We start from the raw sequence: 25526 nt of genomic DNA on the forward strand, positions 1-25526 counted from the left end.
ACCCACCGATCTCCAACTCCGTCTCCTGGACCTTCTGGATATCGATCCGCGAGACCTGCGGTGAAGATCGCTCACATGCGGAAAACGGGGCTAGCCGGCACCGGGATCGGCCCGCTCCAGCACCACGACCGGAATGGTCCTGCTGGTCTTCGTCCGGTATCGCTCGTAGTCGCCCCAGAGCTCCGCCATCATCCTCCACAGCCGTTCGCGTTCCTCCCCCTTTGCCTCCACGGCCGTGACGGGGAACCGTTCCGCCCCTGCCTGCACCTCCGCGGACGGGTCGGCGAGCAGGTTGAGATACCAGGCGGGGTGCGCGTCCGCACCCCCGTTCGACCCCACGACGATCAGCCGCTCACCGTCCCTCCCATAGATGAGCGCCGTCCTCCGTGGCCGCCCCGACCTCCGGCCCCGGGTGGTGAGCAGCAGCGTCGTCACCCCCCACCGCCGGTGCCCCTTGCGCCCGTCCGTCTCGACGTACTCCTTGATGTGCTTGGCGACCCAGTCGATCGGGCTGTCCGTGGGGTCCGCCGAAGGGGTCGGGCTCGCCGCACCGGCCCGCGTGGAGGCCGAGCGTGCCGAAGATCGAGGTGATTGGCCGATGTCCCGGCAGGGCTGGATCGGATTCTCCATGGTCGACCGCTTTCTGTTTATAGCGTACACATCGATATGGACTATATACGCACTATCCTGACTAACAGGAAGCGGCGTCTGGCTCGTCGCGATCCAAGTTTCGTCACGCTTTTTGTCACAAAGGTGCTCGTTGCGGGGCGAGACTCACCCCCATGCTCGCCGGAACTCGCCTCGACCGCCGGCACGATCTGAGAGAGTGGCGCCGTCCGGCATGCGGGCTTCACGGGCGGGGAACACCCCGAAGAGCGAAACCCTTCACGGCGAGGCCCGTGTCGCCCCCCGTCGTCCGTGCCGCTCCCTGCCGGGATCGCCGCCGTTCCCCGCCGGCTGGGGCGCCGCCGTTCCCCGCCGCTCCCTGACCGGAGGACCGATGCCAGCCGACCCCTCGCTGATCACCGCCCACGCGGCGGTCCTGCAGTCCGACGCTCGCACGCTCGCCGAGTGCGCGGAACGCCTCCAGGCGATCAGGGCGAGGCTGGAGGCCGGAGGCTGCGCGCCCCGATGGCTGCGCGCGGCGGTCGAGGCCCACCTCGCCGCCTGCGCGACCGCCGCCGCCGACCTGACGACGGCAGCCACGCACCTGCGCCGCTACGCCGAGCGGGCGTACCGCGCCTGACCCCTGCCGACCGCTCCGGCCCCGGGACCGGACCATGGGCCCTTCGTGAGCAGGCCGGGCGACGCGGCAGGCCGGGTGACGCGCCCCTGCCGACGGTGGACTGGCGTTCTCCCGTGGTTGGGCCACCGGCAACCCGCAGGAAGCTCGGCCGTTCCCCGGAGTTGCTTATGATCTTCCGCTTTGCACCGCTCGCATCCCCGTCACCGGGGACTGCGAACACGACGAATCGGGAGCATCCACCTTCATGCGCATGCGTAGCAGTGTCGCCACCCTGACCGGTGTGGCGCTCGCCTCCACCTGGTTGCTGATCGGGCCGTCGCCGGCGAGCGCGGCCGGCCCCTGCGGCAGCGGGTACAGCCGCATCGGCGTCTACGCCATCCCCAAGAGCGGTCCGAAGATAGGGTCCCTGGAGGTCTACTACAGCTCGGGCACCGGCAAGAACTGCGCCCTCGCCTACGGGGTCGGCCCCAACTACTACGGGAAGACCACCTACAAGCACGTGGCCATCCGCCGGGCGGGGGGCAGCGGCGGATGGGTGTCGAACTCCGGGAACTTCACGTACTACGCGGGCCCGGTCTACATCTCAGCCAGAGGCACGTGCATCGACCTCGCCTCCTACATGGGCGGAACCGAGCGCTACGTCTGGAAGGTGCACTGCGGCTGACCCCGGGCCCAGTAGCGCGGGCACGGCCGCGGGACCTGTCCCAGGAGCTGTACTACAGCATCGAGGACATCGTGCGCGAATGGGCCGGCGGTGCCCCCAACTACGGTCTGCAGATCGCCGCGTACGGCGACAGCAGCGGCCCTTCGAACTACGTGAGTACCTGAGCAGTGAATGGGCCGGGACCGACGGCCGGGGGCCTGTGCTGTTCGTCGAATACGATGAGCCCGATCCGGAGGTCGGCGCCGTGGGCTGGTTCACGCCGGACGAGCCGGGAATCACGGACCGGACTGCCGCTGAGGCGATAGTGGCCGATCCGGACCTGGGCCGGGCCAGTGAAACTCAGCCGGTAGCGGAGGACGTGTCCGACGAGCAGGCTGTCGAGGAGAAGGATGCCTCTTCGGATGTCCATGACATCACGATGGAGGGAGCCATCGAAGGTGACCCCGTCGTGGACAATCCGTCTCCGGACACCACGCCTCCGGCGGTCGTCAGAACCGATCCGGAGAAGGACGCCACCGACGGCTCCGCCTCTGCCGTGTCCGTGCTCTTCAGCGAGGGAGTGACCGACGTCCAGCTCACCGTGAAGGACGCGGCGGGAACTCCGGTGCCGGGAACGGTGTCGGATGGCCACACGCCCGTAGGCTGGACTTTCACGCCCGGCCAGCGGCTGAACCCTCAGGAGTCCTACACGGCTGAGGTCAGCGGCGCCAAAGATGCAGCGGGCAACGTGATGACGGCCCCTTAACCATGGACGTTCACCACCGCGGCGGACATTCCTGCCTGCACGGCGCCTCCGTACGCAGACACGTCGTACGACTACGGTGACAGGGTGACCTACGAAGGACACACCTGGGAGGCTCAGGCCTCCAGCTGGCTCGGCGAGCCGGGGGAGCGAACTGGGCTTCTGGCTTGATCTCGGGCCCTGCGGTGGCGAGCCCGATCCGGACCCGGTACCCGCGTGCACCGCAAAAGCCTGGAACCCTGCTCTGTGGTACTCGTATGGGGACGAGGTCACCTATCTCGGCCACACCTGGCGGGTGATCGCCGACTGGGTCGACGAGGGCGTCGAGCCGACGGCGGGCGAGTTCTGGGAAGACCTCGGCGCGTGCTCCGGGCAGCCGCCCACTGATCCTCCGTGCACCGCCTACGAGTGGAGCATGTTCGCTCCCTACTACGTCGGCGAACAGGTCGCGTGGGACGGCCACATGTGGGAGGCCAAGGACTCCCGTGGGCAGGAACCCGGGGTCCATGCGGCGTGGAAGGATCTAGGAGTCTGTAGCGGCGAACCTCCGTTGAGCGCCAAGCGGGGACAGACGCGGTCGGCGGCAGCTCTGCCGGACATGCCGAACGTCCCCCCGAAGGCTTCCGGAATGTTCGACCGCATGACGCCGGCGAAGTGCGCGGAAAGGGCCAATCTGGCCGGGCGGCCCCAAGGTTGGCTGATGAACCGCTTCAGCTGGTGCCAGATGGGCAAACTCGATGCTTACTACTCGTCCGGGAAATGTCTGGGGAACACGACTCCCTGCATCCCGGAGCCGGCGGAATACTACAAGGCCGATGTCATGCCCATCGGATACACGTTCAACGGTGTCGAAGGCCGTGACCAGCCCAAGGGTGACACGGCTCGCGATATCGTGGTCGAAGCCTTCGTCTATAACCAAAGCACGTACGGGAATATGCCGCCCGGCAACAAGCTGACCCTGGGCATGGACATCGGCAACAAGACCAGATGCGAGCACGTCACTTCCCGGGGCGGCCAGACGGTTCAGAATCACCGTACGGCGCTCATCAGCAGCTGGATCATCGACGGCTGGGCGACCTTCCGCTTCAGATGTCCGCATGGCAAGGCGTCCACGAAGCGCATCATCGAATGGCTGGACGGAGCCAACGGCGTCAAGGAATACGTGGCAAATGACGAGCTGGTGAGTTTCACCAGCATCAAGCCGTACGCCAACTTCCCGGACTGGCCCGTCAAGGCCCTTGGCATCTCGCGCCACACCAAGTACATCACCGGCACCGACAAGTGGCTCGTGGGCAACATCATCCGCTGCGACAGCGCGGTGGAGTCCGACTATAAGGCCGGCGGCTGTGTCTTCTACAAGACCAACCCCGCCGTCCACTGGAAACCCCTGGTCACGAACAAGGCCGGTACCAAGACGTGGGACATCATCCAGGCGTACCAGCACTATTGGAACGCGTGTCTGGATCCCGACGCGCAGACCTGGCCGGACAACCCCGCGAAGGACATCGCTGGGTGTGACATCCCGCCCTCTCGTGATACCGGTTACCTGCATAGGGAGAAGGAGAAGCAGGCAGGCTCGAACCAGGACGCCACGTATGTGAAGTGCAGCAGGATGTGGCCCGGGTACCCATCGTCAGGCGACTATCCGAAGCAATGCGACGAGTATCCATTCGCATCGACTCGCCAGCGCACCCTCGCCCCCGACGGGACTTCACACTTCTATGGCGAATGGTCCTTCTGTCCGATCCGGGCCAACGACAACGAGAAGGCCGGCCTGTATCTCAAGCGCTATTACCATTCCGACAGAGTGCTGTACAGCGATAAGTTCCGTAACAGGTTCGCCTCTCCGCCGTCCGGCGACCCGGTTCCCGCGCGGGCGCAGCTCTGCGGGACTCCATCAGTCGCCAACTAGTTAGCCGCCCCGAAAGCCGCCCGGGCTGGTATACGCTGGATCGCCGGCGCCCCCTCCCCGGGCGGCCTCCCCTTCTCTTCGGACGGAGCAGACGGGCCATGACCATGCCCCTTCAGGCGATCAGTCATTATGAGCGGCTTTTGAACGAGCACCCATGGATGCGGGACGGTTTCCACTGGACGGTGGTTCGGACCCCGGCTGATCCTCCGTCCATCGAGGAAATCGGCGAGCGACTGTCGAGTTCTGCCGAGGCCGGTGTCGAGAAAGAGGTTGACGTCGCGTCGGGGGCCGACCTTTACCTTCCGCGCACCGTGGTGTCGGTGGACAGGCAAGAGGGAGGGTATTTTCTCTTCCAGTCCCAGGACGGCGGTATTGATGATCCTGCCGTCCTGCGCGAACTGAGTGGGAAAGATGGACCGGTGTGGAGCATCGCCTCCATACTTCACAAGCACAAATACACGTATGTCACCGACGGTGAAATACGCTGGACCTGGCGCGAGTTCCCGCGCGGCGAACGGCCGAACGTGGATGAGAATGTCGTGTTCGTCGAGAAGGCATGCGAGGACATGGATCTCCCGTTCGGCCTCGCCGCGCTCATGGCCGTCGTCGAACTGGGTAGCGGCGTGAGCATGGACCTCAACTGGCCACACGCGCTGAGACCTGCCGTCGTTTTGGACGATCCCCTTTGGTGATCTTCCTCACACGGATCATCCCGGTTGGGCGTGGCTGATGTCTCTCGCGGTCGTCGCTTTGGTACTCGTGGTCAGCGTTCGTCTGGTTGGCGGTGGCGAGCACCCACGGCCCAGCAGCGTGACTCCGCTGATTGAAACGTGAGGCTGGTGCGCGGACGGGCAGGTGCCGGGGCGCTGGCCGCGCAGTCTGCGGGGTGTTTGGTAGCGCGGGCCAGAGGGAAGCTGTGTGGCCTGTCTCTGGCCCGCGCCATGGCGCGGCCGTGGTCCCTCCCTTGTTTCGGCCGCGCAAGGGGCGCAGGTGTCGACTTAACGGACCCGGAACCGCCAGCCAGTGTCCCCGCGCCCGGTCTGTGTCATCCGGCCGCCCTTCCGAGCTGATCGGGAAAGCTCCCGGCGACCGCCGTGCGCCGCGCAAGTACGGGCGCGGCGGCCATCCGGAGATCCAGCTCGGTCTCGATGATGACCTCTTCCATCTCCTCGGGCGTCTTCGCCTGCAGTAGATCCCGCGAGGAGCGTCGCCCCGGTAGAAGGCCGTGAGGTGCTGGCCTCCGGGCTCCCACAGGAACAGCCATCGGGTTTGGAATTGCTGTGCCGGCTCGGCAGCCCATGCCCTGCCCCTGGGCGTCATCCACGATGATGTCCGTCGAGCCGCTGCCGGGTTTCCATGTCGGTCGTTACCTCACGGTGCTGGGGTGGATGTGATCGTTTGTGAATCGTCCCTGCGCTCGCGGCGACATCACCAGGACTTGCGGAACGTCATCGCCGACTTCTCCACGACGTCGCTCCGACTTCTGGCCGACTTGTCCGGACTTCCCGACGCGCATGCTTGAACTGCTTTCGCGGCGGGGATCTCGCCCCTACCTTGAGCACAAGAGCCAAGTCGCCCGGCAGGAAGGGCTAGGCATGGATGGGACTGTGCTGAGGCAACTCGCCCAGGCCAAGGTCTACGGGCGCACCGCCACTTCGTGCGCGTCTACGAGGAGACAGCCAGCAAGCTCGGCTACCTCGAACGGGACGACGTCTGGATCTCCGAGTACGGCGGTTCGGACGACTATCAGCGCGCGGGGCTCAGCCACTGGGACGGCCGCTCGTGGCGATCCGTCCCCAAGCCGAGCACGTACGGCTACGAGGTCTCGCGGCTGTCCGCGCCCGACCGAGGCGAGCTGTGGGCCCTGATCGATCACCCGGACGGGACCGCGGTCATACGGCGGAAGGGTTCCGGGTGGGCCGGCGCCGCCCCCCTGCCTCCCCAGCCTTGCTGCCCCTCTTCACCCGCCCGCGGGTTCCACGGCCTCGCGGCCCGCGCCCACGACGACGTGTGGGTGATCACACAGGACGCCGCCTGGAGGGCCGGGCCCGGCACGGTGCCCGACCGCGGCCTGGTCGCGCGCTGGGACGGCAGCGCCTGGACGTGGCTGAACCTGCCGCTCGACGCGACCTGGCTGCCCGCCGTCCGCGCCGACCGGGTCGGCGGCGTGTGGATCGCCGCCAACCCCGCCCGCGGTCAGCCGTACGTGCTCAACTTCCGCGACGGCCGCTGGACCCGGTCGGCGCTGCCCGCGGCAGGCGGTTGGGCGGGGTTCGTGGACATCGTCCCGGTGCCGGGGACCACCCGGCTGTGGGCCCTGGCACGGCGCGTCGACGGCACCCTGCTGATCTATGAGCTGGCCTGACCGCTCACGCCCAGCCGGCAGGCCAGGCGGCCGACGGTGCTGGCCGGGTCGGCCGACCGGCTGCGGAGGGCGCCACACGGGCCGCCCGGCCAATCCCTCACCACGTTCACCTACGAGGCCACCGGCCGAGGAACGACGACGGCCGCTCGGGAAGACAGCGGAGCATTGAGGCGTGCGGCGGTGGCCGGCCGGAGCGGTGGGGGGCCCCGCCGGCGAGACGGGGGAGTGTGGGCGTGGCGATGGTTGGTGGGAGCGGGGGGGTTGCTGCGGGAGGGCGATTGCGGGCGTGGGGTGATGGGTGGTGGCAGCGGTGGGGGTTGCCGGGGGAGTGTGGGCGCGAGGTTGACGGTCGGGAGCAGCGGTGGGGCCTGCTCAGGTGCGGTGGGGCATGCTCAGCAGCGGCGTGGCCTGCTCAGGAGCGATGGGGCATGCTTTTAGCAGCGGCGGGGGCTTGCTCAGGAGCGGTGGGGCCCGCTCAGGAGCGGTGGGGGCCCGCTCAGGGGGCAGGTAGGGGGACGACGGCGTCCTGGAGCGTCCGGCGGCGGGTGGTCGCCAGGCAGAGCAGGGGCCGGGCCCCATTGAGGCCCAGGTCGCGGAGCCGGTGGGCCAGCGGGTGCGCCGACCGTGGCGAGACGGCCAGCCGGACCCGGGGCAGGAGATGGAGCCGGCTCCGCCCGCGACTCCGTACGCAGGAGCGGAGCGTGTCGCCCGCCGTGCCCCGCGTGTAACCGACCAGACCGCCGTCGCGCGCCGGCAGCCACGGGCCGAGACGTCCGCCCAGGGTGAGCAGCCGGTCGCCGGGGCCGCCGACGCTGACACGGACCGACCCGCCGATGAGCCGGAACTCCATGGGCGCCAGGTGCGCCTCAGCGCCCCACACCAGCGGAGCCGCAGCCTGGGCGGCCGGCACGTCGACGACGGAGCCGGTCAGGACACAGCCCCCGACCCGCCGGTCGGCGCCGCGTAACAGGTCGAGCCAGACATGCGGCGACCCCGGCCGCCACGGATCGGGCACCACGACGCCGACGTGCATCTCGCGGTGGTCGCCCATGCTGGTGCGCCGTCCCCAGGCGGCGTGCACGGCGACGAGAGCGCGCCCGGCGACCCGGACGGCGGGGCCGAGGCCGGCCCCGGCCAGCAGACGTGCCGCCGCCGCCGGGTCCACGGCGAAGTAGGCCGTGACCGCGCCGCCGTCGTGACACCTGATCGGCAGCTCGACGGTGCCCCCCGGCCCGTCCACGGAGCGGGTGGGCACGGTGAGGAAGGGGAAGCCGTCGGGGTAGGGGGCCCGGTCGAACAGCCGGTACGCCTGCGTCCGCACGACCGGCCCCCGGTACGGCGCCAACCGCGCGTCGATGTGGTCGCGGGCCTCGGGCAGGTCGTCGGCGATGTTGGCGATGTAGTGGTCGATGCTGTGGCAGAGCGGGAACAGGTGCGTGGAGTCGGAGTAGTCCACCACGTACCAGTCGGGATGCAGGTCGAAGCAGTTGCCGGCGCCCTGCCCGTCGAGGGTGGGCACGATGTCGTGCTGGTTGGTGACGCTGGCGACCCAGGTGCGCGGGTCGGCGGGCCTCTTGAAGTCGACGGGCGAGCCGACGGCGATGGCGTGGGTGACGGTGTGCCGGGCGCAGAACCCGGTGTCCTGGGCCAGATTCATGATCGCCGCGCCGCCCGCGCTGTGCCCGATGAGCGCCACCTCGGCGCCCGGAGGCAGGCCGTAGTCGGCGACGGCCTCGGCCAGGGCGCGGCTGTAGGGGCTGCTGTCGAGCACGGCGCTGCTGAAGGCGCCCAGCAGGTCCTGGGGCGAGTCGAGATCGGGCCGGCCCGCCCGCATGCCGGGTGCCTGGACCACGTGGCGCACCACCCCGTCCGGACCTTCGACGCTCTGGATGACCATCCGTCCCGTCGTGCCGACCACGCTGATGTTGCGCAGGTAGCCGAGCAGCGATCCCGCGGTGCTGAGCCGTGCGGACTCGGCGGCCGGCAGGTCGATCCGGCGCGCGGCGCCCGCTCCCGCGTCGAGGGCGGCGACGGCCCTGTTGCTCATGCCGGTGATCGGGTCGGCGGTGGCGAACCCCGTGCCGGTCGCGATCAGCCAGGCGGTGTCGTCGTTCAGCGGATTCTCGTCCAGGAGGGCCCGCAGGGCGAGGACCTCGCCGAAGACCGGGGCGAGCTGGCTGAGCGCCCGCACGGCGCCGCGGTCCTTGAGCAGGGCGCGCAGCGCGCGGACGGCCTCCAGATCACGGTCGGCGGCGGCGGCCTCGACAAGCCGGACGATCATGGGGTCGTGGGTCAGCTCGGGGTGGTCGGCGGCGACGGCGGCGATCCGCAGCCGCAGCGAGGTGGCGAGCACGCGGATTGCCAGGCTCTCCTGCCCCGCCAGGGCGCCCAGTTTGGCGGCCAGAGTGCCCAGCCTGCCGCCGGCGGGCGCGTACCCGAGCCCCCTGCCGTCGGTGAGCGCGCGCAGCAGCGCCCGGTGGGCGAGGCCGCCGGCGGAGGGGGCATACGGAAGCGCTCCGAGCAGCGCGCCGTCGGTGAGCGCGGCCGTGGCGTTGACGCCCGCCTGCCGGATGGCGATCCCGATGTCGACCAGTTCGCGGGCGGCGTCGCGCAGCGGCCCGGCCCCCACACCACCGTCGCCCCCCACCACCCCGCTCCGCGCGGGCTCACCCACCGGCCCGCTCCCCGGGCCGTACATCGACTCACCCACTCGCCCGTCCCCTGGTCATGCTGACGAAACGGGGACGTGGGTCCTCCGGGACATTGCGGTGCAACACGTCGGACAGGCTGCGCGTGGTCGCGAGGATCCGCATGCCCTCCGGGGAGAACGTCGCGGCGTTGAACACCCGCGGGGCCAGCAGGGGGTTGGTCAGCGCCTGGGAGAACGCGTCGATAGCGATGATCTTCGTCAGGAGCGGCGGCAGGATGGCGTCGGGCGAGCCGGGCTCCTCGGCGAACAGGCCGACGTACAGGTCGAGGTCGTCGACGCTGCGGTAGAGCTCTCGCAGCGCTCCGGCGACCCGCTCATCCCCGGTGACGTGCTCGAATCGGCACACCCGGGGGAAGCGGCAGTGCTCCCGGTAGCTGTTGTAGGGGGCCAGGCCGAGCACGCGCGAGTCGGCGATGCTGGACATGTCCACGGGTGTCAGCAAGGGGTCGGTGTTGAACAGGCCGATGCGCCCGGCGCGCTGGCGGGACGCGTCCTCGAAGAGCCGGGCCAGACCGGGCTCGGGGATCAGCGCGCCGCCGCTGAGCAGGGTCTGCTCCATCGGCAGGTCGCGGCCGCCCACCGACAGGCGGGACGGGATCAGGCTGTGCCAGCGGTAGACGAGGTTGAACTCCACCGAGGCCCAGTTCTCCCGGTGCCAGGGCGCGCGGGCCAGTAGCGCCGACAACCGCGGATCCAGCGTGAAGCGGAAGTGGTAGGGCGTGATGTGGTTGATGTACTCCTCGACCACCAGCTTGATCAGCAGCACGATGAGGATGTTGCGCGCCGTCTGGAACAGGCGCTCGTCGTCCCATCGCGGGTGGCGCTCGGCGAGCAGGCGGGCCACCCGGTTGTGCTCGCGCAGGAACAGCACCGTGAGCATGGTGAAGCCGACCTGGGTGTTGCCCCGGTCACTCCCGGTCGCGAACAGGGTGGCGCGCTGCGCGTCGGTCAGCTCCTCGAAGCGGATGACGCTCAGCGGGGCGAACTCCGGTTTGATCTTCCCGTGCTCGCACAGGTGGGGCGGGAACTCTCCGCCGTTGATGAGCTGGCTCTTGAGCAGCCCGCCGTCGAACGTGCGCAGCGCGGCCGTGGCCGCCTCGTTCAGGCCGTAGACCTGGTTGAGGTCGATGTGGTGGTTGGAGGTGTTCTTGCGGGGGTCGCGCGGGATGTTGGTGTCACCCCGCAGGAATCCGTCGGTGAACCACTGGGCGAAGTAGGCGAACAGCACAGTGGAACGCGGGCAGGGGATCATGGTGTCGCCGCGGGTGAACAGGGCGGCGGCCCGCTCCGGGGTGGGCCTGCGTCCCTCGGCCGCGGCGATCGGCGGCAGGTGCCTGCCGTTGTAGGTGCGGTCGGTCAGCGAGACCCACGAGGTGTAGTCGGCCATCGTGCTCAGCGGCTCGGGTCGTGGGGGCATCTCACGGATCGCGCTGTCGATCAGTATGGCGTTGAGGCGGTGCCGTGCGGCCGGAACAGCCTGGACGAGATCCCAGAACGGCCGGCCACCGGTCAGCGCCAGGAACCGGAGCCGGTTGACCACCCCGTCGGTGGCCATGGACCGTGCCGTCACCCGGGTCGTCGCCATCGTCATCCCGCCTTCCCGGCTGAGCCGAGACCGAGGACGAACCGGTCGGGGAAGATCCCGCCGGAGCGGACGACCCCTCCGTCCGGCGGGGGGAGCGGGTGCACGCCCGGCCGCCGCAGCACGCGTCGCAGGACCTCGCAGACGACGCCGCCGGCCAGGTGCGCGCCCAGGCAGGCGTGATGGCCGTAGCCGAAGAACAGCCGGTGATGGTCCGGCCGGTCGAGGCGGAACTCGTCGGGCTCCGGCACCACGTCGGGGTCGAACATGGCCGAGGCCGGTGCGGGGAGCACGAACGTGCCCGCCGGGATCACCGTGCTGCGCGGGGTGCCGGCGGCCAGCACGTGGTCGCGCTCGCACACCCGGGGAAGCAGCTTGAAGAACGGGTTGAACCTCAGCGCCTCCCACACATGGCGGTCGAAGTGGGCAGGGTCGGGCTCGGCGGCGGCCTCCACCGCCCGTGCCAGCACCTGCGGACGCAGGAAGAGCTGGTCGAGCGCCTCGGTCATGGCCCCGGGGGCGCTCTCCACGAATCCGAGCGGCAGGCCGGCCATGTTGATCACGATGCGCTCGTCGTCCATGCCCAGCCCGGCAGGCAGATCCGTCCGGGCGAGCCGGGTGAACACGTCGTCGGGCAGATCGCGGCCGGCGCGCAGCGCGGCCCGGCGCTCGGCGAGCCGGTCACGCAGGTAGGCGGTCATCTCCGAGCCGGCCCGGACCGACGCCGCCTGGATCTCCGGATCGCCCGCGTAGTTGGCGAAGCCGTCGGTGACGACGGCCCGAGTCCACCTCGACAGCGTCTGCGGGTCGGGACCGGGAAAGCCGAAGTAGTCGGCGCACACGCGCAGGGCGACGCGGCGGAACACGTCGTGGACCGCTTCGACGCGGCCGGCCGGCCAGGCGGCGTCGAGCGCCTCGTCGGCGACGCGCCCCGCCAGCTCGCGCACGCGGGCGGTGTCGCGCTGGTCGAGCATGACCTGCATCAGGCCCTTGTCACGCCAGTTCGTCGGGGTGGCGTCACGGCCCAGCATGAAGGGGCCTCCCAGCGCGGCGTCGAGCCGCGGACCGAAGGCCCGGACCGAGAACACCGACTCGCGTGACAGCACCTCGGTCACGTCGGCGAAGCGGGTCACGACCGTGAAAGCGGGCGTGACGAAGACCGGCCGTCGCTCCCGAAGCTCGGCGAACAGCGCGCGCCAGTCGGTGCGCATCCACTCCCGGACGAGCCCGAACGCGGCCATCGGGTCGCGGGCCAGCGTCTCGTCATATCTGTCCAGAAGGCCGCCCGTCGTCGCCTGACCGACAGCACCCATGCCGTTGCCCACCCTCCGCCGTTGCCGGAACGCGCATAGATCATCACGTTGTGTAGCCACAATCTAGAGGGCGGGACCGACAATCCCTGATGGCTACCGTGCGGAGTGTTTTGCTTCCCCTGAGTGACGACATGCTCACCGTCCGGTCATTGCCGAAGGCCGGGGACCCGGCCGTTGAATGGGGAGCCGCAATCCCGCACCGATCATGGGAGATCGCGTGAACTCGTCACCCAACCCGCGCGCGGGCTCGGGCACGGCGGAGACGGTGACGGTCACGACCGGCCGCCGAACCGCCTACCTCGTCGTCCTCGTGGTCCTTCCCGTGCTGCTCCTGGCCCTCGCCGTGCCGGCGGCGTGGGGCTGGGGCATCGGCCCGCGCGACGTGGTCATCGCCGTCGTGATGTACGTGGTCAGCATCTTCGGGATCGCCGTCGGCTACCACCGGCTCTTCACCCATCGCTCCTTCAGGTGCCGCCGGCCGCTGCGCATCGCCCTCATGCTGGCGGGCGGCCTGGCGGTCGAGGGGCCCGTCACCCTGTGGACGGCGGAGCACCGCCGGCACCACAAGTACGCCGACCGCGAGGGCGACCCGCACTCGCCCTGGCGATACGGCGACGACGGCCTGGCCCTGCTGCGAGGCATGGCGCACGCGCACGTGGGCTGGTTCTACACCGCGCGCGAGCGCTCCAGCCGCCGCCACTGGGTGCCGGACCTGCTGGCCGATCCGGACGTCCGGCGGTTCGATGCCGCCTATCCGGCCGTCGCGGCGCTGTCGTTCGCGCTGCCGGCAGCGGTGGGCGGGCTGTGGTCGATGTCGTGGGCGGGCGCGTGGACGGCCTTCTTCTGGGGCGGCCTGGTGCGCTACGCCGTGGTGCACCACGTGACCTGGTCGGTCAACTCCATCGCCCACACCTTCGGCGAGCGCCCGTTCCGCACCAGGGACCGCTCGTCCAACGTGCGGTGGGTGGCGCTGCTGACGCTGGGCGAGGGCTGGCACAACTGGCACCACGTGGAGCCGACCTGCGCCCGGCACGGGGTGCTGAAGGGTCAGCTCGACCCGAGCGCCCGGCTGATCCGCTGGTTCGAGCGCGCCGGGTGGGCGTACGGCGTGCACTGGCCCGACCCCGCCCGGCTGGCCGCCCGCCGCACTTCCCAGGAAGCCCCGCCCGCCTGACGACCGTACGGCAGGCGCAGGGCATGGTGGCCCGCTCCCGCGTCCGCCCGCCGGGGCCCTGCGAAGGGGAGCGCGCCGGCCGACTCACTGGCCGAAGGGGAACGCGCCGGCCGACGCACTCGCCGAAGCGGCTCCCCGTGACGCGCCGGTGTCGCCGGAGGAACGAGGAGCGCGTCCACGCGGTGGTCCGGCGACGGACCGCCTGACGCAGGCACGCGGGGATTCGCGGCTCTCTAGGCGAGGTACGCGAAGACGAGGTCCAGGTCGCGCTGGATCTCGGCCCTGAGTCCGGCGTCGTTGATCTGGTCGTTCTTGTAGTGCGCCTTGCCGTTCTTCTGCTTCCCGTCGAAGTCGAGCAGCGTCTGCGTGACCCGTGCGCCGCCGGCGTCGTCCACTTCGTAGAAGACGTGGTTCTTGCCCTTCCTGTCGACCGTGAGATGACAGTAGGTCCAGGACGCGCCGGCGGGCTCCTTGGTCGGCTTCTTCGTGATCGTGATGTGCGCGGTGTGGGTGTCGCCGTCGAGGGTGACCGTGAAGCCCTCCAGGTAGAGCCACGTGCCGGGCTCGCCCTTGTTGGAGTAGTCGTACGCGGGGGTGGTGAATTGGATGACGTTCAGCGCCAGGCCCGCGTTGTGGATGTTCTGCCAGTTCTGAATCGTCTGGTGGACGTCCGGCATGTGACGCTCCGTTCGCTCGAAACCGTGATCCCCGAATCGTCCTCATCCTCATGCCGGGACATCGCCCCACGATTAACGGCAGATTGCAGGTGTTTCGTCGCTTGTCGGGGACGTCGTTCCGGGCGTCGCCCCGTTCGGAAGGCGGGCGGCGCCGAGAACCGGCCGCCCGCGACAGGTCGTGTCGCGGGCGGTGGAGACGGCGTCGGCATGACCCCTCAGCTGACCACGTCCTTCGTCCGGAAGCGGCGGAAGGCGACCGCGATGAGGATGGCCGCGTACGTCACCGACACCGAGGCGCCCTTGAGCATCCCGCTCCAGTCGAGGTCGGGCGCGAGGGCGTCCAGCCAGGCCGTGTTCCAGAACGTGGGCAGGAACTCGCGCAGCGTGCCCAGCGCCTCCACCGCCTGCAGGATGGTGCTCACGATCCACAGCCCCACCGCCCCGCCGACCGCGCCCAGGGGGGAGTCGGTGACCGTGGAGATGAGGAACGCGAGCGCGGCGACCACGAGCTGGCTCACCAGCGCGTAGCCGATCACGATGCCGAAGCGGGGCAGGACGTCGAGCGCCGCGATCGTCTCACCCGTGCCGGGGACCTGGATGTCGTGCCAGCCGAACGCCAGGGTGCCGGCCAGCAACGCCATCAGCGGCAGGCAGACGATCGCCGTGGCGGAGTAGCCGAGGGCCACGATGAGTTTCTGGCGCAGCAACCGGTCGCGGGGCACTGGCGCGGCAAGCAGGTAGCGCAGCGACGACCAGCTCGCCTCGCTCGCCACCGTGTCGCCGCAGAACAGCGCCACGGCCACGACCAGCAGGAAGCTCACCGACACCGACAGCACGAACGCCGCGAAGTTGAGCCCGCTCGCCGACGCCAGGTCGGACATGCGCAGCGTCGCCGGCCGGTCGCCGCCGGCCTGCGGCCCGAACTGGAACGCCACGACGAGGATCCACGGCAGCGCCATCAGCAGTCCGAACATGACGAGCGTGCGGCGGCGCTTGAACTGCCTGACGATCTCGACCTTGAGCGGGAGCGTCCGGTGCGGCGCGTAGCCGTTCGCGGCGGTCACGATTTCTCTCCGATGAGATCGAGGAACACGTCTTCGAGCCGGGGGCCGTGGCCGTTGGTGGACACGGCGCCGCTCAGCAGCACCGACACCGGCCCTGTGGTGATGAGCCGGCCCCGATGCATGACGACCACGTGGCTGCAGGTCTGCTCCACCTCGGACAGCAGATGGCTGGACACGATCACCGACCGGCCGTCTCGCGCGTAGCGCTTGAGCACCTCGCGCATCTCCCTGATCTGGGGCGGGTCGAGCCCGTTGGTGGGTTCGTCGAGCACCAGCAGGTCGGGCAAACCGAGCATGGCCTGAGCGATGGCGAGCCGCTGCCGCATCCCCTGGGAGTAGGTGCGCACGGCCCGCTCCAGCGCCTTGCCGAGGCCGGCGATCTCCAGGGCCTCGTCGACGTGGGCGTCCGCGACCGGCCGGCCGGTCGCGGCCCAGTAGAGCTCGATGTTCTCCCGCCCGGACAGGTGCGGCAGGAAACCGGCCCCCTCGACGAACGACCCGAGCCGGGACAGCACGGGAGCCCCCGGCACCACCTGCTCGCCGAAGATGCGGATGTCGCCGTCGTCGGGCCGGATGAGCCCCATCATCATGCGCATCGTGGTGGTCTTGCCGGCGCCGTTGGGCCCGAGCAGCCCGAGCACCTGGCCCCGCTCCACGCGGAACGACAGCCCGTCGACGGCCAGCTCGCCGTTGCGGTAGGCCTTGGTCAGGCCGGTGATCTCCAGGGGGACGTCCTCGTCGCCGGGGTCGCCGGCCGCGACTCTCGCGCCGTTGGCCCTGGCGCGGGGCCCCCCGCCGGCCTTGGCGAGGGACTCACGGCCGGTGCCGTTCGCCCCGGCTGCGACACGGACGGGCGCCGCAGTGGCGGGAGAAGCGGCGGGAGAAGCGGCGGGAGAAGCGGTGGCGGGAGCGTCGGTGCCGGTGCCGGTGCCGGTGTTGGTGCTGGCGCCGGTGACGGCGGCGTCCGTGGCCGCGCGGGACCCGGCGAGGGCGCGCCGGAGGCCGGAGCGGCGACGGGCCGGGGTGCGGCCCGTCGCCAGCAGGACGCCGGCGAGGACCACGGCCGCGAGCGGCAACGCCCACACCCACCAGTCGACCCCGGCGGCCGGCGCGGCGAGGGCGGCGACCGTCGGCACGGCCAGTGTCGGCGTGGCGAGGCCGACCCGGTAGGAGGCCGCCTCGACCGGCGTGGCGTAACCCATGTCGGTGGTCGCCACCGTGAGCCGTAGCCGGTGGCCGGCGGCGAAGGTGTGGTCGACGGCGGGCAGCGCGACCGTGGCCTCGACGCTGCCCGCGCCCTCGGGGATCGTCACCCGGAACGGCGCCACGAGCCCGGCCGGCAGCGTGGGCGGTTGGATGCTGTCGGCCACGTCGAAGAGCTTGGCGAACAGCGTCACCTGGCCCTTGCCCGACACCTTGACCTTGACGGTCGGGCTGCCCGTGAGCTGGAGCGGGGCGGCCAGCGGGCGCGACTCGAAAGAGGCGCTCTGGCCGGGCATGTCGAGGGAGAAGCCGGTGTTGCCCTGGCCGCCGAGCAGGCCGCTCACCCCGGGAACGGTCGAGATGGAGGCGGGGGAGCCGCCGGGCGGGTTGACCACGTGCTGCTCCGGGCCGGTGAGCGTGACCTGGGTCGTGGCGGTGCCGCCCAGGCCCGGGTAGGCGTCGGCCTCCGGGTGCAGGCGGATGCGCTGGCGCGTGCCGGGGTCGCGGCCGCCGTCGCGGGTCACCGTGAACGGCTTGGCGACGGCCGAGCCGTCACGCTTGAGATGGCGGCCGAACCAGGCGCTGGTCTGCTCGTGGAGCCAGTCGGCCTCGCCGTTGCCGCCGTCGTGACCGCCGTCGAACCACGCCATGCTCACCGGCGTGCCGGCGGCCGCGATGGCCTTGGCGTTGGAGTCGGCCTGACCCAGCGTGAACAGCGAGTCGCGCTGCCCCTGGAGGAGCAGGGTCGGCGCCTTGATCCGCCCTGCCGCCGTCACCGGGCTGGACCTGCGCAGCAGAGTGATCGCCTCGGGCGTCGCGCGGCCGGTCTCGGCGACCTTCTGGTAGATGTCGCAGATCTCGGGCAGAAATCGGCCGCATCGCGCCTCATCGGCCGACAGCGGCTCCGGCCGCTGCGTGAGAGCGCCGAGGCCCTGGGTCTCCATGCCCTGCACGGCGCCGCCGCCCCTGCCGAAGAAGAACCCGGCCCACATGCGCTTGAACACGCCGTTCGCGGGCCCTGCGCCGGTGGCGTCGGGGAAGAGGGCGTCGGCCAGGTCGGCCCAGGTGATCGACGGGACGATGGCGTCCACCCGCTGGTCGTGGGCTGCGGTCAGCAGCGCGATCGAGCCGCCGTAGGAGCCGCCCGCGATGCCCACGCGCGGATCGCCTGAGGCGTCGAGCAGCACGTCCGGCCGCTCGGCCAGCCAGTCGATCAGCTGCTTGACGTCCTTGACCTCGTAGTCGGGAGAGTTGAGCGCGATCTGACCGGTCGAGCGCCCGAACCCGCGCGCGGACCAGGTCAGCACCGCGTAGCCGTCCTGAGCCAGTCGCGTCGCCTGGGCGCGGACGCTCTGCTTGCTGCCGCCGAAGCCGTGGGCGAGCAGCACGGCGGGCGCCTTCTCACCGCCCGGCGGCGGGAAGAAGGTGGCGTCTATCTCGACCCGCTGGTCGTCGGCGGGGCCGTCGACCACGCTGATTCTCTGCTCCTGACCTCGCACCTCGGATCCCGACGGCCAGACCGACCAGCCGGCCACGGCGACGAGGGCGAGCACCGCGACGATCGCGGCCACACGTTTCATGGCGGTGAGCCTACTTTCCGCACCTGAGAGATCGCTGAGACGGAACGGCAGGGGCGCGGAGGCGCGGTCGCCACAGGGCCCGGACCCTGCCGCGAACGCCACCGGGCCCGGACCTCGCGGGGAACGCCCACGGGTGGGTCGGACCTCGCCGGGACGCCCAACGCCGTCCGCACGCTCAGGCGAGGATGGCGTAGACCGTGGACGCCCGTGCGGCCGGCTCGGCGGTGCCGTCCGGCGTGAGCGTGACCTCGGAGAAGGCCAGCGTCCGGCCGAGCTTCGTGATCCGCACGTCGATCAGCACGTCCGTGCCGACGACCGGTCTCTGGAACGTCGTGGACTGCTGCACGGTGGTCATCGGCACGAACCCGCCCCTGGCCGAGGCGATGGCGATCACGGTGGCCGTGTCGGCGGCGGCCATCATGGCCTGGCCGCACAGCCCGCCGCCCTCTCTGGCCAGAGCGTCGGACCAGGGGAGCCGCACTGTCGCGTGCCGCTCGCCGGTCTCCTCGACCCGCAGCCCGAGCCGCTGGATCCACGGTGCGAAGTAGTCACGGAGGATGGCGTCGCCCTCTTCTGGAGTCACGCGCTCATGATGCACGCTGGAGGGCACGGGCGAGGAGGGGGCACGACCGCCTGTGGACGAAGTCCGCACCCGGCGGGCCCGCTGTGGAAAACCCCGTGCCGGCGTTCGCGCGGCCAGGGCGGGAGGCGCTCCTCTGCCGCGTGCCTGATCTGCCGCGTGCCCGAGCGGGCAGTGGGGCCGTCGGGCCGTGGAAGGAGGGGCCGGGCTGCGCTGCCGCGGATGACCGTAAGATGCTCGCCGTGAAGGCACCAGCATTCGTCAAAGACGCCGCCGCCTGGGCCCAGCCCCACTGGACCAGAGGGCAGGCGGGGCGCGAGACGCCGCACGACCTGTTCCGGGTCCTCTACTACGGCTGGCTGGTGGCGCTCACGCTGAAACTGCTCGGCTCGGCGTGGGACGTCTCGTGGCACTTCAAGTGGCTGCGCGACGACCTCGCCCCGCCACACCTGCTCAACTCCGCGGGCACCGTGCTGGCGCTCGCGCTGACCATCGTCCACGGCTACACCGGCTACGGCGTCGACCGGGCCGCCCTGCGTCTCATCCAGTGGGGCACCGGCGTCTTCCTGGTGGCGGTGCCGCTCGACCTGATCAACCACCGGGTCAACGGCCTCGACATCACCTCGTGGAGCCCTTCGCACATCCTGCTCTACGTTGGAACGTTCTTCATGATCGCCGGGGTGATCCGCGGCTGGTTCATGGGCGCCCCGCCTGGCCGGGAGCGCACGGTGGTGCTGGGGGCGTTCTTCGCCTTCTTCCTGGAGAACGTCCACTTCCCCGAGCAGCACCAGGAGTACGGGATCCTGTCGATCGGCGCGTGGGACAACGACGCCACCTACGCCGAGCCGATCCTGCTGCGGTTCGCCGCCGAGCAGATGGGCCGCCCGATCGACCGGGTGATGATGACCGGGTTCGCGCTGCCGGTGCCCGATACCCTCTACCCCGTCTACGCGGTCGTCGCCACCGTGGCGGTGCTCGTGGTGGCGCGGATGATGATCGGCAGGGCGGGCGCCGCGACGCTGGTCGCCGCCGGCTACGTCGGCTTCCGCGTGCTCGTCTGGCCGCTGCTCACGTTCACCGGCTTCCCGCCGTCGGCCGTGCCGTTCTTCCTCGTGGTGGCCGGGCTCTGTGTGGACCTGGCGTTCGCGGTGCGGATGGCGCCGGCGCGCGCCCTGCTCGGGTCCGTCGGGGTGACCGCCGCCGTCTATGCCGCGCTGGCCGCCCAGAGCACGCTCATGGGCGCGCTGTACGGCCTGCTCACCGGCCACGAGGGCCTGGCGGGCAGCCCGCCCCTGGCGACGGCGTCGGCCGTCTGGGCGGGGGCGGGGCTGCTGGCCGTCTGGCTGGCCTGCGAGTGGTGGTCGCGGCGTCAGCCGATCGAGGCGCGGGTGATGGCGACGGCCACACCGTAGGACAGGCCCATCACGGCCAGTTCGGCGGTCGCCCAGGTGACCACTGCCGTGGCGCCGCCCCGGCGCACGGCGGGCAGCAGCCGAAACCTGATGTGCGTGGCCAGCGGCACCAGGAGTGCCACCAACGCCGCCTTGGCCACCACCAGCAGGCCGTACTCACTGGTCACGAGCGCGCCCGGCAGCTCGACGCCGGGCGTCAGCGCCATCGTGCCCAGGCCCGTGACCAGCCCCGACAGGGCGACCAGCAACAGGCAGACACTGGCGATCCTGGAGAAACGGGGCAGCACGACCGCGAGGAGGTCTCCGCGCGGCGCGACGAAGACCATGGTCGCGGCCAGGCCACCGGTCCAGGCGGCCGCCCCCATCACGTGGATCTCCATGGAGATCATGAGGGGGTCGTGCCAGACCGAGTTGACGGCGTGCCCGGTCACCGGGATGGGCAGCAGCCCGAACAGCGCGACGATGATCCGCAGCTCTGCCGGCACCTTCTCGCCGAACCGCACCGCCATCAGGCCGATCCCCGCCGCGGCGAGCGCGCAGGCGGCGCTGAACAGCAGGCCCTGGCCCGTGCCGACGGTGTCGACGTAGCCGGCGATCATGCCGAGCGTCGGCACCCCGCCGGGGTTCAGCTCCGCCGTCTGGAGCACGATCGTGAGCAGCGCGCTCACGGCCCACGCCCACGCGGCGGTGACGGTCAGGGGACGCACCCGGCGCATGACGGGCTCGGTGCGTTCGGGGGCGTCGAAGCCGAGCAGCTTGGGCAGCAGGCTCAGGCCGACGACCGCCACGGCGGCGACGTCGAGCGCCACCCGGACGACGGGCAGCCCGATGTCCACGACGGGGCCGGGCATGGGGATGCCGGGCACGGCCTCCTGGGCGGTCAGCGTGCTGGCGACCACGGCCGCGACGACCGCGCACACCGCGAACGCGCCCGCGGGAAGCCCGTTCCCGGCACGCCGTCGCACGGGGACGGTGACGCTCACGCGCCCGTCCCCTCGTCGTCCGGCGCGCCGGCCCGGGTGACGCCGGGCCGGGCCCCGGCCGGCGGCGCGGTGCCCGGCGCGGGGGCGTCGCGCGTGTCGGCGGTGGTGCGGGAGCGGCGCAGGGCGACGGCGGTGCCGGCGGCCAGCAGCAGGAGCGCTCCGACGATCCAGACCACGGCCATGCCCGCCCCGCCGTTGGCGGCGGCCTCGTATGCCTCGGCCCGCTGCGCCTCGTCGGCCGGCGGGGGAGCGGTGGCGGTGACGGTGGAGCCGCCGGGCGCGGCGGTCGGCGCCGGTGCGTCAGGTGCGGGCCGGTCCGTGGGGGCGGCCGTCGCGGCGGGATCCGCCGGTTGTGCCGCCGGCGGGTCGGACGGGGCCGGCGCGGTGGCCTGCAGGGTGAAGGTGATCTTGCCGGTGACGGGGTGGCCGTCGGCCGACAGGATGCGGTAGCCCACCGTGTACGCGCCGTTCGCCGGCAGCGGCCTGACCTTGACCGTCACCTTCTCCGCCGCCACGACCGCCGGATCGTCCACCCGGGCCGACCCGTCGGGGCCGGTGACGCTGACCTGCGCGTAGCCCTGGCGGGCCGGCTGGTCGAACACCAGCGTGATGCGGTCGGGCGCGGACGACAGCGTCGCCCCGTCCTTCGGGTCACTGCCGACCAGCACGTTGTGCGCCAGGGCCGGGGCCGGGAGCCCCGCCGCCGCGCATGCCAGCACCAGGACCGTGAGTAGCCGCCTCACCGATCACTACCTTCCGTCAACAGAGCACAAACCTGTATATGGTCGCATCCGTGCGGAACCTGTTCGGTGGCGCGGCCCCCTCCTACGTCCGCCACCGGCCGGATCACGCCGCCCCTCCTACGTCCGCCACCGGCCGGATCACGCTGCCCCTGACCAGCCGGGAGCGGGCCTGTCACAGGTCGGCGGGCGTCACCCCCACCTCCACGGCCGCTGCCGTGCGGACGAGCTGGGAGGCGCGGCGCCGCGACAGCGCCTGCGGGTGCACGTGGATCTGGATCGCCAGCCCGTCGATCAGCGCGAAGATCCGCCAGCTCGACGCCTCGGGGTCGGCGCAGGCGAAGTCGCCGGTGCGCACCCCGTCCTCGATGATCGCCCGCATCAGCAGCCTGCCCTGCTGGTCGAGGCGGCGGGAGATCTGCTCCAGCTCGCGGCTGCGGATCGACTCGGCCCAGGCGTCGATCCACAGCCGCCAGCCGTCCGGCGCCGCGCCCGGCGAGCAGCGTCGCAGCAGCGTGCGCAGGCGGTCGAGCGGCGGTCGTTCGAGCCGTTCGATGGACTCCAGCGCGGTGCGGTGGATCTGGGCCGCGTAGGCGAACGCCTGGGCGAACAGCTGTTCCTTCGTCTCGAAGTGGTAGAACAGCAGCGCCTGGCTGACGCCGGCGGCGCGGGCGATGTCCAGGGTCCTGGTGTGCCCGAACCCCCGCTCCGCGATCACCTCACATGCCGTCTTGAGCAAGTCCTCACGCCGTAATCGACTGAAACCAGATGTCACAGCGGGCCACTCTAACCAGTGGCCGGAGCAGGAGTAAGGACCAACCGGGCGGGGCTATGGGAGCGTTACCACCGGGTTTGGGTCAGTCGTCCCTGACCGGAAGCCGCAGCACGAACCTCGCGCCGCTGTCGCTGTCCTCCAGCGTCAGCGTTCCGTGGTGGGCCCGGGCGATGTCCCTGGCGATGGACAGGCCCAGCCCGGTGCCTCCGGCGTCGCGGTTGCGGGAGGCGTCGAGGCGGGTGAAGCGCTGGAAGACCACCTCGCGCTGCTCGGGCGCGATGCCGCCGCCGTCGTCGAGGACCTCCAGGATGGCGTGGCCGTCGATGCGCCGGACCGTGACGATGATCGTGGACTCGGCGTGCCGTTCGGCGTTGTCGAGCAGGTTCGTCAGCAGCCGGGCGAGCTGCAGCCGGTCGCCGGTGACGCGGACGCCCGGCTGCAGCGTCGGGATGAGCTTCTTGGAGCGCTGCCTCGTCTCGGCGGAGACGAGGTCGGCCAGGTCGAGGGGCTCGCGGGCCATCGGCGCGCCCGCGTCGAGCTTGGCCAGGGTCAGCAGGTCGGTCACGATGGCCTGCAGCCGGTCCAGGCTGGCCAGCAGTGCCTTGCCGATCTCCGCCCAGTCGGCGTCGTCGGGATGCAGCATGGCCTCCTCGACCTGGGCGCGCATCGCGGTGATGGGGCTGCGCAGGTCGTGCGAGGCGTCGGAGGCGAACCTGCGCTGCTGCTCCACCGCCGCCTCCAGCCGGTCGAGCGTCTGGTTGGCGGTCTCGGCGAGCGACCGGATCTCGTCGGTCTTCTCCGACACCGGCAGCCGCATGCCGAGGTCGCTGCTGGTGATCTCGGCGAGCTTGTCGCGGATCTCCTCCACGGGGGCGAGGGTTCCGGCCACGACCCGGGAGGTGCCGAACCAGGCCAGGGCCACGAGCAGCGCCGACACGCCGGCCAGCGCGACGAGCACGCCCGGGTGGACGTACCAGGGCACCAGGCGGTCGGCGGCGTACACGAGCCAGTCGCCGTCCTGCTCGTACACCCGGAAGACCCCGAGGAACTCGCACCTGCCCGGGAAGTACGGCAGGTCGCAGACTTCGGCGGTGCGGTGGGCGCTGAACTCGCCGGGCAGCATCGTGCTCATGCGCGGCAGGCCGGCGAGGTTGGGGGTGGAGGCCACCACCTGGCCGGAGGCGTTCACGACCTGCACGCCGTCCAACTCGCTGTCGATCACGGTGGGCAGCTCGCCGCGTTTGACCAGGTGGACGAGCTCCAGCCCGGTGTTAATGACCTGGGTCTGCATGTAGTCGCCGGCGCTGCTGTGCAGGGCGTACAGCACGAAGGCGTTGACGACGAGGCTGAGCAGCGCCGCGCCGGTCGCGGCGAGCAGCGTCAGCCTCGTACGGATGGACCTGCTGAACCGTGCGATCACGCCTTTCCCCCCGGTAATCAGATGATCACACTAGGTCGCCTCAGCTCTAATCAACGGAGATTCGTCGACAAATCCGGATAAAACGTGCAGGGCATTCGGTGCTAGGCGTCGCCGGTGGGGCTGGTTATTGTAAGTGAACACTGATGCCCGAGGAGGCGACGTGAACCTCGACGCGTACCGGCGCCAAGCCCGCGCCTGGCTGCAGGCGAACGCACCCTCCGCGGACCCGTCCGGCGACGACGGCGTGGCCCGGGCCAAGGACTTCATGGCGAAGCTCTACGACGCCGGATACTCCGGCATCACCTGGCCCGAGCGCTGGGGCGGGCAGGGGCTCACCCAGGCGGAGGAGCGCGCGTTCGCCGCCGAGGCGCGGCACTTCGCCCTGCCGACCTACGTCTTCTCCATCGGGCTCGGCATGACCGGGCCCACCCTGGTCGACCGGGGCACCGACGAGCAGCGCGAGCGGTTCCTCCGGCCGCTGCTGCGCGGCGAGGAGATCTGGTGCCAGCTCTTCTCCGAGCCGGGCGCGGGCAGCGACGTGGCCGCCCTGCAGACCAGGGCCGTACGCGACGGGCAGGGCTGGCTGGTCAACGGCCAGAAGGTGTGGACGTCGGTCGCCCAGCACGCCGACTGGGGCTTGCTGCTGGCCCGCACCGACGTCGAGGCGCCCAAGCACAAGGGGCTCACCATGTTCGTCGTCGACATGCGCCACCCCGGGGTGACCGTCAGGCCGCTGCGTGACATGACCGGCCGCGCCCACTTCAACGAGGTGTTCTTCGACGACGTCCCCATACCCGACGAGCGCCGGGTCGGCGCGGCGAACGACGGGTGGAGCGTCGCCGTCACGACCCTGCTGCACGAGCGGCTGTCGATCTCCGCCGGCGTCGGCACGAGCGGCGGCGAGGACGACCCGACCGGGTTCGAGGCGCTGCGCCGCACGGCCGACACCACCGACCCGCTGGTCCGCGACGAGCTGGTCGAGCTGCACATTCGCACGCGCGCCCTGGCGCTGTTCAACCAGCGCCTGGCACAGGAGACCGAGGCAGGCGTCTTCCCGGGCGCCCGTGGCAGCGTCGCCAAGCTGCTGCTGGCGGAGCTGACCATGTTCCGGGCGGACCTCGCGACCCGGCTGGCCGGGCCGGCCGGCGTGGTCGGCGGCGACCCGCTCTGCCACGCGATCAGCCTGGCGCCGGCCATGTCGCTGGGCGGCGGCACCAACGAGATCATGCGCAACATCATCGGGGAACGCGTCCTGGGGCTGCCGCCCGGCCCGCGCGTGGACAAGACCGTGCCGTTCAAGGACCTGAAGGTGGGGACGCAGGAGTGACGCCCACCCGCGGCGGGACCGCGCCCCGCAGGAGCGCACCCGGCGGGCCCGCGCCCC

General features: G+C 71.1%; 21 protein-coding genes. 9 read left to right on the forward strand and 12 right to left on the reverse strand.

What is annotated here, in order from left to right:
- Positions 1-90: 90 nt before the first annotated feature.
- Complete coding sequence (locus ACGF0J_RS32440) at positions 91-630, reverse strand: nitroreductase family deazaflavin-dependent oxidoreductase (RefSeq protein WP_393152031.1); 540 nt, start codon at positions 628-630, stop codon at positions 91-93.
- 370 nt (positions 631-1000) lie between these two features.
- Here ACGF0J_RS32440 and ACGF0J_RS32445 point away from each other — a divergent pair, with 370 nt between their 5' ends.
- The 6 genes from ACGF0J_RS32445 to ACGF0J_RS32470 all read left to right on the forward strand — a co-directional run bounded on the left by ACGF0J_RS32445 (position 1001) and on the right by ACGF0J_RS32470 (position 6929).
- Positions 1001-1246: a hypothetical protein gene (locus ACGF0J_RS32445; protein WP_393152033.1), complete on the forward strand. Its 246-nt coding sequence runs from the start codon at positions 1001-1003 to the stop codon at positions 1244-1246.
- A 250-nt stretch (positions 1247-1496) separates the two neighbouring features.
- Complete coding sequence (locus ACGF0J_RS32450; protein ID WP_393152035.1) at positions 1497-1910, forward strand: hypothetical protein; 414 nt, start codon at positions 1497-1499, stop codon at positions 1908-1910.
- Positions 1911-2109: 199 nt separating this feature from the next.
- Positions 2110-2655, forward strand: a complete 546-nt coding sequence (locus ACGF0J_RS32455; protein ID WP_393152039.1) for an Ig-like domain-containing protein — start codon at positions 2110-2112, stop codon at positions 2653-2655.
- Positions 2656-2947: 292 nt separating this feature from the next.
- Positions 2948-4564, forward strand: a complete 1617-nt coding sequence (locus ACGF0J_RS32460) for a hypothetical protein (RefSeq protein WP_393152041.1) — start codon at positions 2948-2950, stop codon at positions 4562-4564.
- Between the two features lie 98 nt (positions 4565-4662).
- On the forward strand, positions 4663-5256 hold the full coding sequence (locus ACGF0J_RS32465; protein WP_393152043.1) for a hypothetical protein: 594 nt from the start codon (positions 4663-4665) through the stop codon (positions 5254-5256).
- 965 nt (positions 5257-6221) lie between these two features.
- Positions 6222-6929, forward strand: a complete 708-nt coding sequence (locus ACGF0J_RS32470) for a hypothetical protein (RefSeq protein ID WP_393152045.1) — start codon at positions 6222-6224, stop codon at positions 6927-6929.
- Positions 6930-7425: 496 nt separating this feature from the next.
- Here ACGF0J_RS32470 and ACGF0J_RS32475 read toward each other — a convergent pair whose 3' ends face one another.
- From ACGF0J_RS32475 to ACGF0J_RS32485, 3 genes are read right to left on the reverse strand one after another with little or no spacing between them, the layout of a single operon-like run.
- Positions 7426-9603: a hypothetical protein gene (locus ACGF0J_RS32475; protein ID WP_393152047.1), complete on the reverse strand. Its 2178-nt coding sequence runs from the start codon at positions 9601-9603 to the stop codon at positions 7426-7428.
- A gap of 28 nt (positions 9604-9631) precedes the next feature.
- On the reverse strand, positions 9632-11230 hold the full coding sequence (locus tag ACGF0J_RS32480; protein WP_393152049.1) for a peroxidase family protein: 1599 nt from the start codon (positions 11228-11230) through the stop codon (positions 9632-9634).
- Positions 11227-12534 (reverse strand): cytochrome P450, encoded by a 1308-nt coding sequence (locus tag ACGF0J_RS32485; RefSeq protein ID WP_393152051.1) that lies wholly within the window; start codon positions 12532-12534, stop codon positions 11227-11229. The genes ACGF0J_RS32480 and ACGF0J_RS32485 overlap by 4 nt, the downstream gene beginning before the upstream one ends.
- Before the next feature lie 217 nt (positions 12535-12751).
- On the opposite strand from ACGF0J_RS32485, the gene ACGF0J_RS32490 reads away from it, so the two are divergent.
- Entirely contained in the window at positions 12752-13708 is a 957-nt protein-coding gene (locus ACGF0J_RS32490) for an acyl-CoA desaturase (protein WP_393152053.1), read from the forward strand.
- 233 nt (positions 13709-13941) lie between these two features.
- On the opposite strand, the gene ACGF0J_RS32495 is transcribed toward ACGF0J_RS32490, so the two are convergent.
- From ACGF0J_RS32495 to ACGF0J_RS32510, 4 genes are all read right to left on the reverse strand, one after another.
- Positions 13942-14385, reverse strand: a complete 444-nt coding sequence (locus ACGF0J_RS32495; RefSeq protein ID WP_393152055.1) for a hypothetical protein — start codon at positions 14383-14385, stop codon at positions 13942-13944.
- 215 nt (positions 14386-14600) lie between these two features.
- The gene (locus tag ACGF0J_RS32500; protein WP_393152057.1) at positions 14601-15449 is read right to left on the reverse strand and encodes an ABC transporter permease; all 849 of its coding nucleotides are present in this window, start codon (positions 15447-15449) and stop codon (positions 14601-14603) included.
- Positions 15446-18232, reverse strand: a complete 2787-nt coding sequence (locus tag ACGF0J_RS32505) for an alpha/beta fold hydrolase (RefSeq protein WP_393152059.1) — start codon at positions 18230-18232, stop codon at positions 15446-15448. The genes ACGF0J_RS32500 and ACGF0J_RS32505 overlap by 4 nt, the downstream gene beginning before the upstream one ends.
- Before the next feature lie 175 nt (positions 18233-18407).
- Positions 18408-18815, reverse strand: coding sequence for a PaaI family thioesterase (locus tag ACGF0J_RS32510; protein ID WP_393152061.1), 408 nt, complete (start codon positions 18813-18815; stop codon positions 18408-18410).
- 239 nt (positions 18816-19054) lie between these two features.
- On the opposite strand from ACGF0J_RS32510, the gene ACGF0J_RS32515 reads away from it, so the two are divergent.
- Positions 19055-20224, forward strand: coding sequence for a hypothetical protein (locus ACGF0J_RS32515; RefSeq protein ID WP_393152063.1), 1170 nt, complete (start codon positions 19055-19057; stop codon positions 20222-20224).
- Here the strand turns inward: ACGF0J_RS32515 and ACGF0J_RS32520 are convergent.
- The 4 genes from ACGF0J_RS32520 to ACGF0J_RS32535 all read right to left on the reverse strand — a co-directional run bounded on the left by ACGF0J_RS32520 (position 20182) and on the right by ACGF0J_RS32535 (position 24142).
- Positions 20182-21207: a copper resistance D family protein gene (locus tag ACGF0J_RS32520; RefSeq protein WP_393152065.1), complete on the reverse strand. Its 1026-nt coding sequence runs from the start codon at positions 21205-21207 to the stop codon at positions 20182-20184. The genes ACGF0J_RS32515 and ACGF0J_RS32520 overlap by 43 nt on opposite strands.
- Positions 21204-21950 (reverse strand): copper resistance CopC family protein, encoded by a 747-nt coding sequence (locus ACGF0J_RS32525; RefSeq protein ID WP_393152067.1) that lies wholly within the window; start codon positions 21948-21950, stop codon positions 21204-21206. The genes ACGF0J_RS32520 and ACGF0J_RS32525 overlap by 4 nt, the downstream gene beginning before the upstream one ends.
- Positions 21951-22122: 172 nt before the next feature.
- Complete coding sequence (locus ACGF0J_RS32530; protein WP_393152069.1) at positions 22123-22686, reverse strand: TetR/AcrR family transcriptional regulator; 564 nt, start codon at positions 22684-22686, stop codon at positions 22123-22125.
- A 118-nt stretch (positions 22687-22804) separates the two neighbouring features.
- Complete coding sequence (locus ACGF0J_RS32535) at positions 22805-24142, reverse strand: sensor histidine kinase (RefSeq protein WP_393152071.1); 1338 nt, start codon at positions 24140-24142, stop codon at positions 22805-22807.
- A 160-nt stretch (positions 24143-24302) separates the two neighbouring features.
- Between ACGF0J_RS32535 and ACGF0J_RS32540 the strand changes: the two genes are divergently transcribed.
- Positions 24303-25469: an acyl-CoA dehydrogenase family protein gene (locus tag ACGF0J_RS32540; RefSeq protein WP_393152073.1), complete on the forward strand. Its 1167-nt coding sequence runs from the start codon at positions 24303-24305 to the stop codon at positions 25467-25469.
- Positions 25470-25526: the final 57 nt, after the last annotated feature.

This window comes from Nonomuraea sp. NPDC047897 (assembly GCF_043204415.1).
Classification (GTDB): Bacteria; Actinomycetota; Actinomycetes; order Streptosporangiales; family Streptosporangiaceae; genus Nonomuraea.

What these genes read in the sequence shown, in the direction of transcription:
- ACGF0J_RS32440 (WP_393152031.1), bottom strand. Translation starts at nt 630, where the DNA reads ATGGAGAATCCGATCCAGCCCTGCCGGGACATCGGCCAATCACCTCGA.
- ACGF0J_RS32445 (WP_393152033.1), top strand. Translation starts at nt 1,001, where the DNA reads ATGCCAGCCGACCCCTCGCTGATCACCGCCCACGCGGCGGTCCTGCAG.
- ACGF0J_RS32450 (WP_393152035.1), top strand. Translation starts at nt 1,497, where the DNA reads ATGCGTAGCAGTGTCGCCACCCTGACCGGTGTGGCGCTCGCCTCCACC.
- ACGF0J_RS32465 (WP_393152043.1), top strand. Translation starts at nt 4,663, where the DNA reads ATGACCATGCCCCTTCAGGCGATCAGTCATTATGAGCGGCTTTTGAAC.
- ACGF0J_RS32480 (WP_393152049.1), bottom strand. Translation starts at nt 11,230, where the DNA reads ATGACGATGGCGACGACCCGGGTGACGGCACGGTCCATGGCCACCGAC.
- ACGF0J_RS32485 (WP_393152051.1), bottom strand. Translation starts at nt 12,534, where the DNA reads ATGGGTGCTGTCGGTCAGGCGACGACGGGCGGCCTTCTGGACAGATAT.
- ACGF0J_RS32495 (WP_393152055.1), bottom strand. Translation starts at nt 14,385, where the DNA reads ATGCCGGACGTCCACCAGACGATTCAGAACTGGCAGAACATCCACAAC.
- ACGF0J_RS32505 (WP_393152059.1), bottom strand. Translation starts at nt 18,232, where the DNA reads ATGAAACGTGTGGCCGCGATCGTCGCGGTGCTCGCCCTCGTCGCCGTG.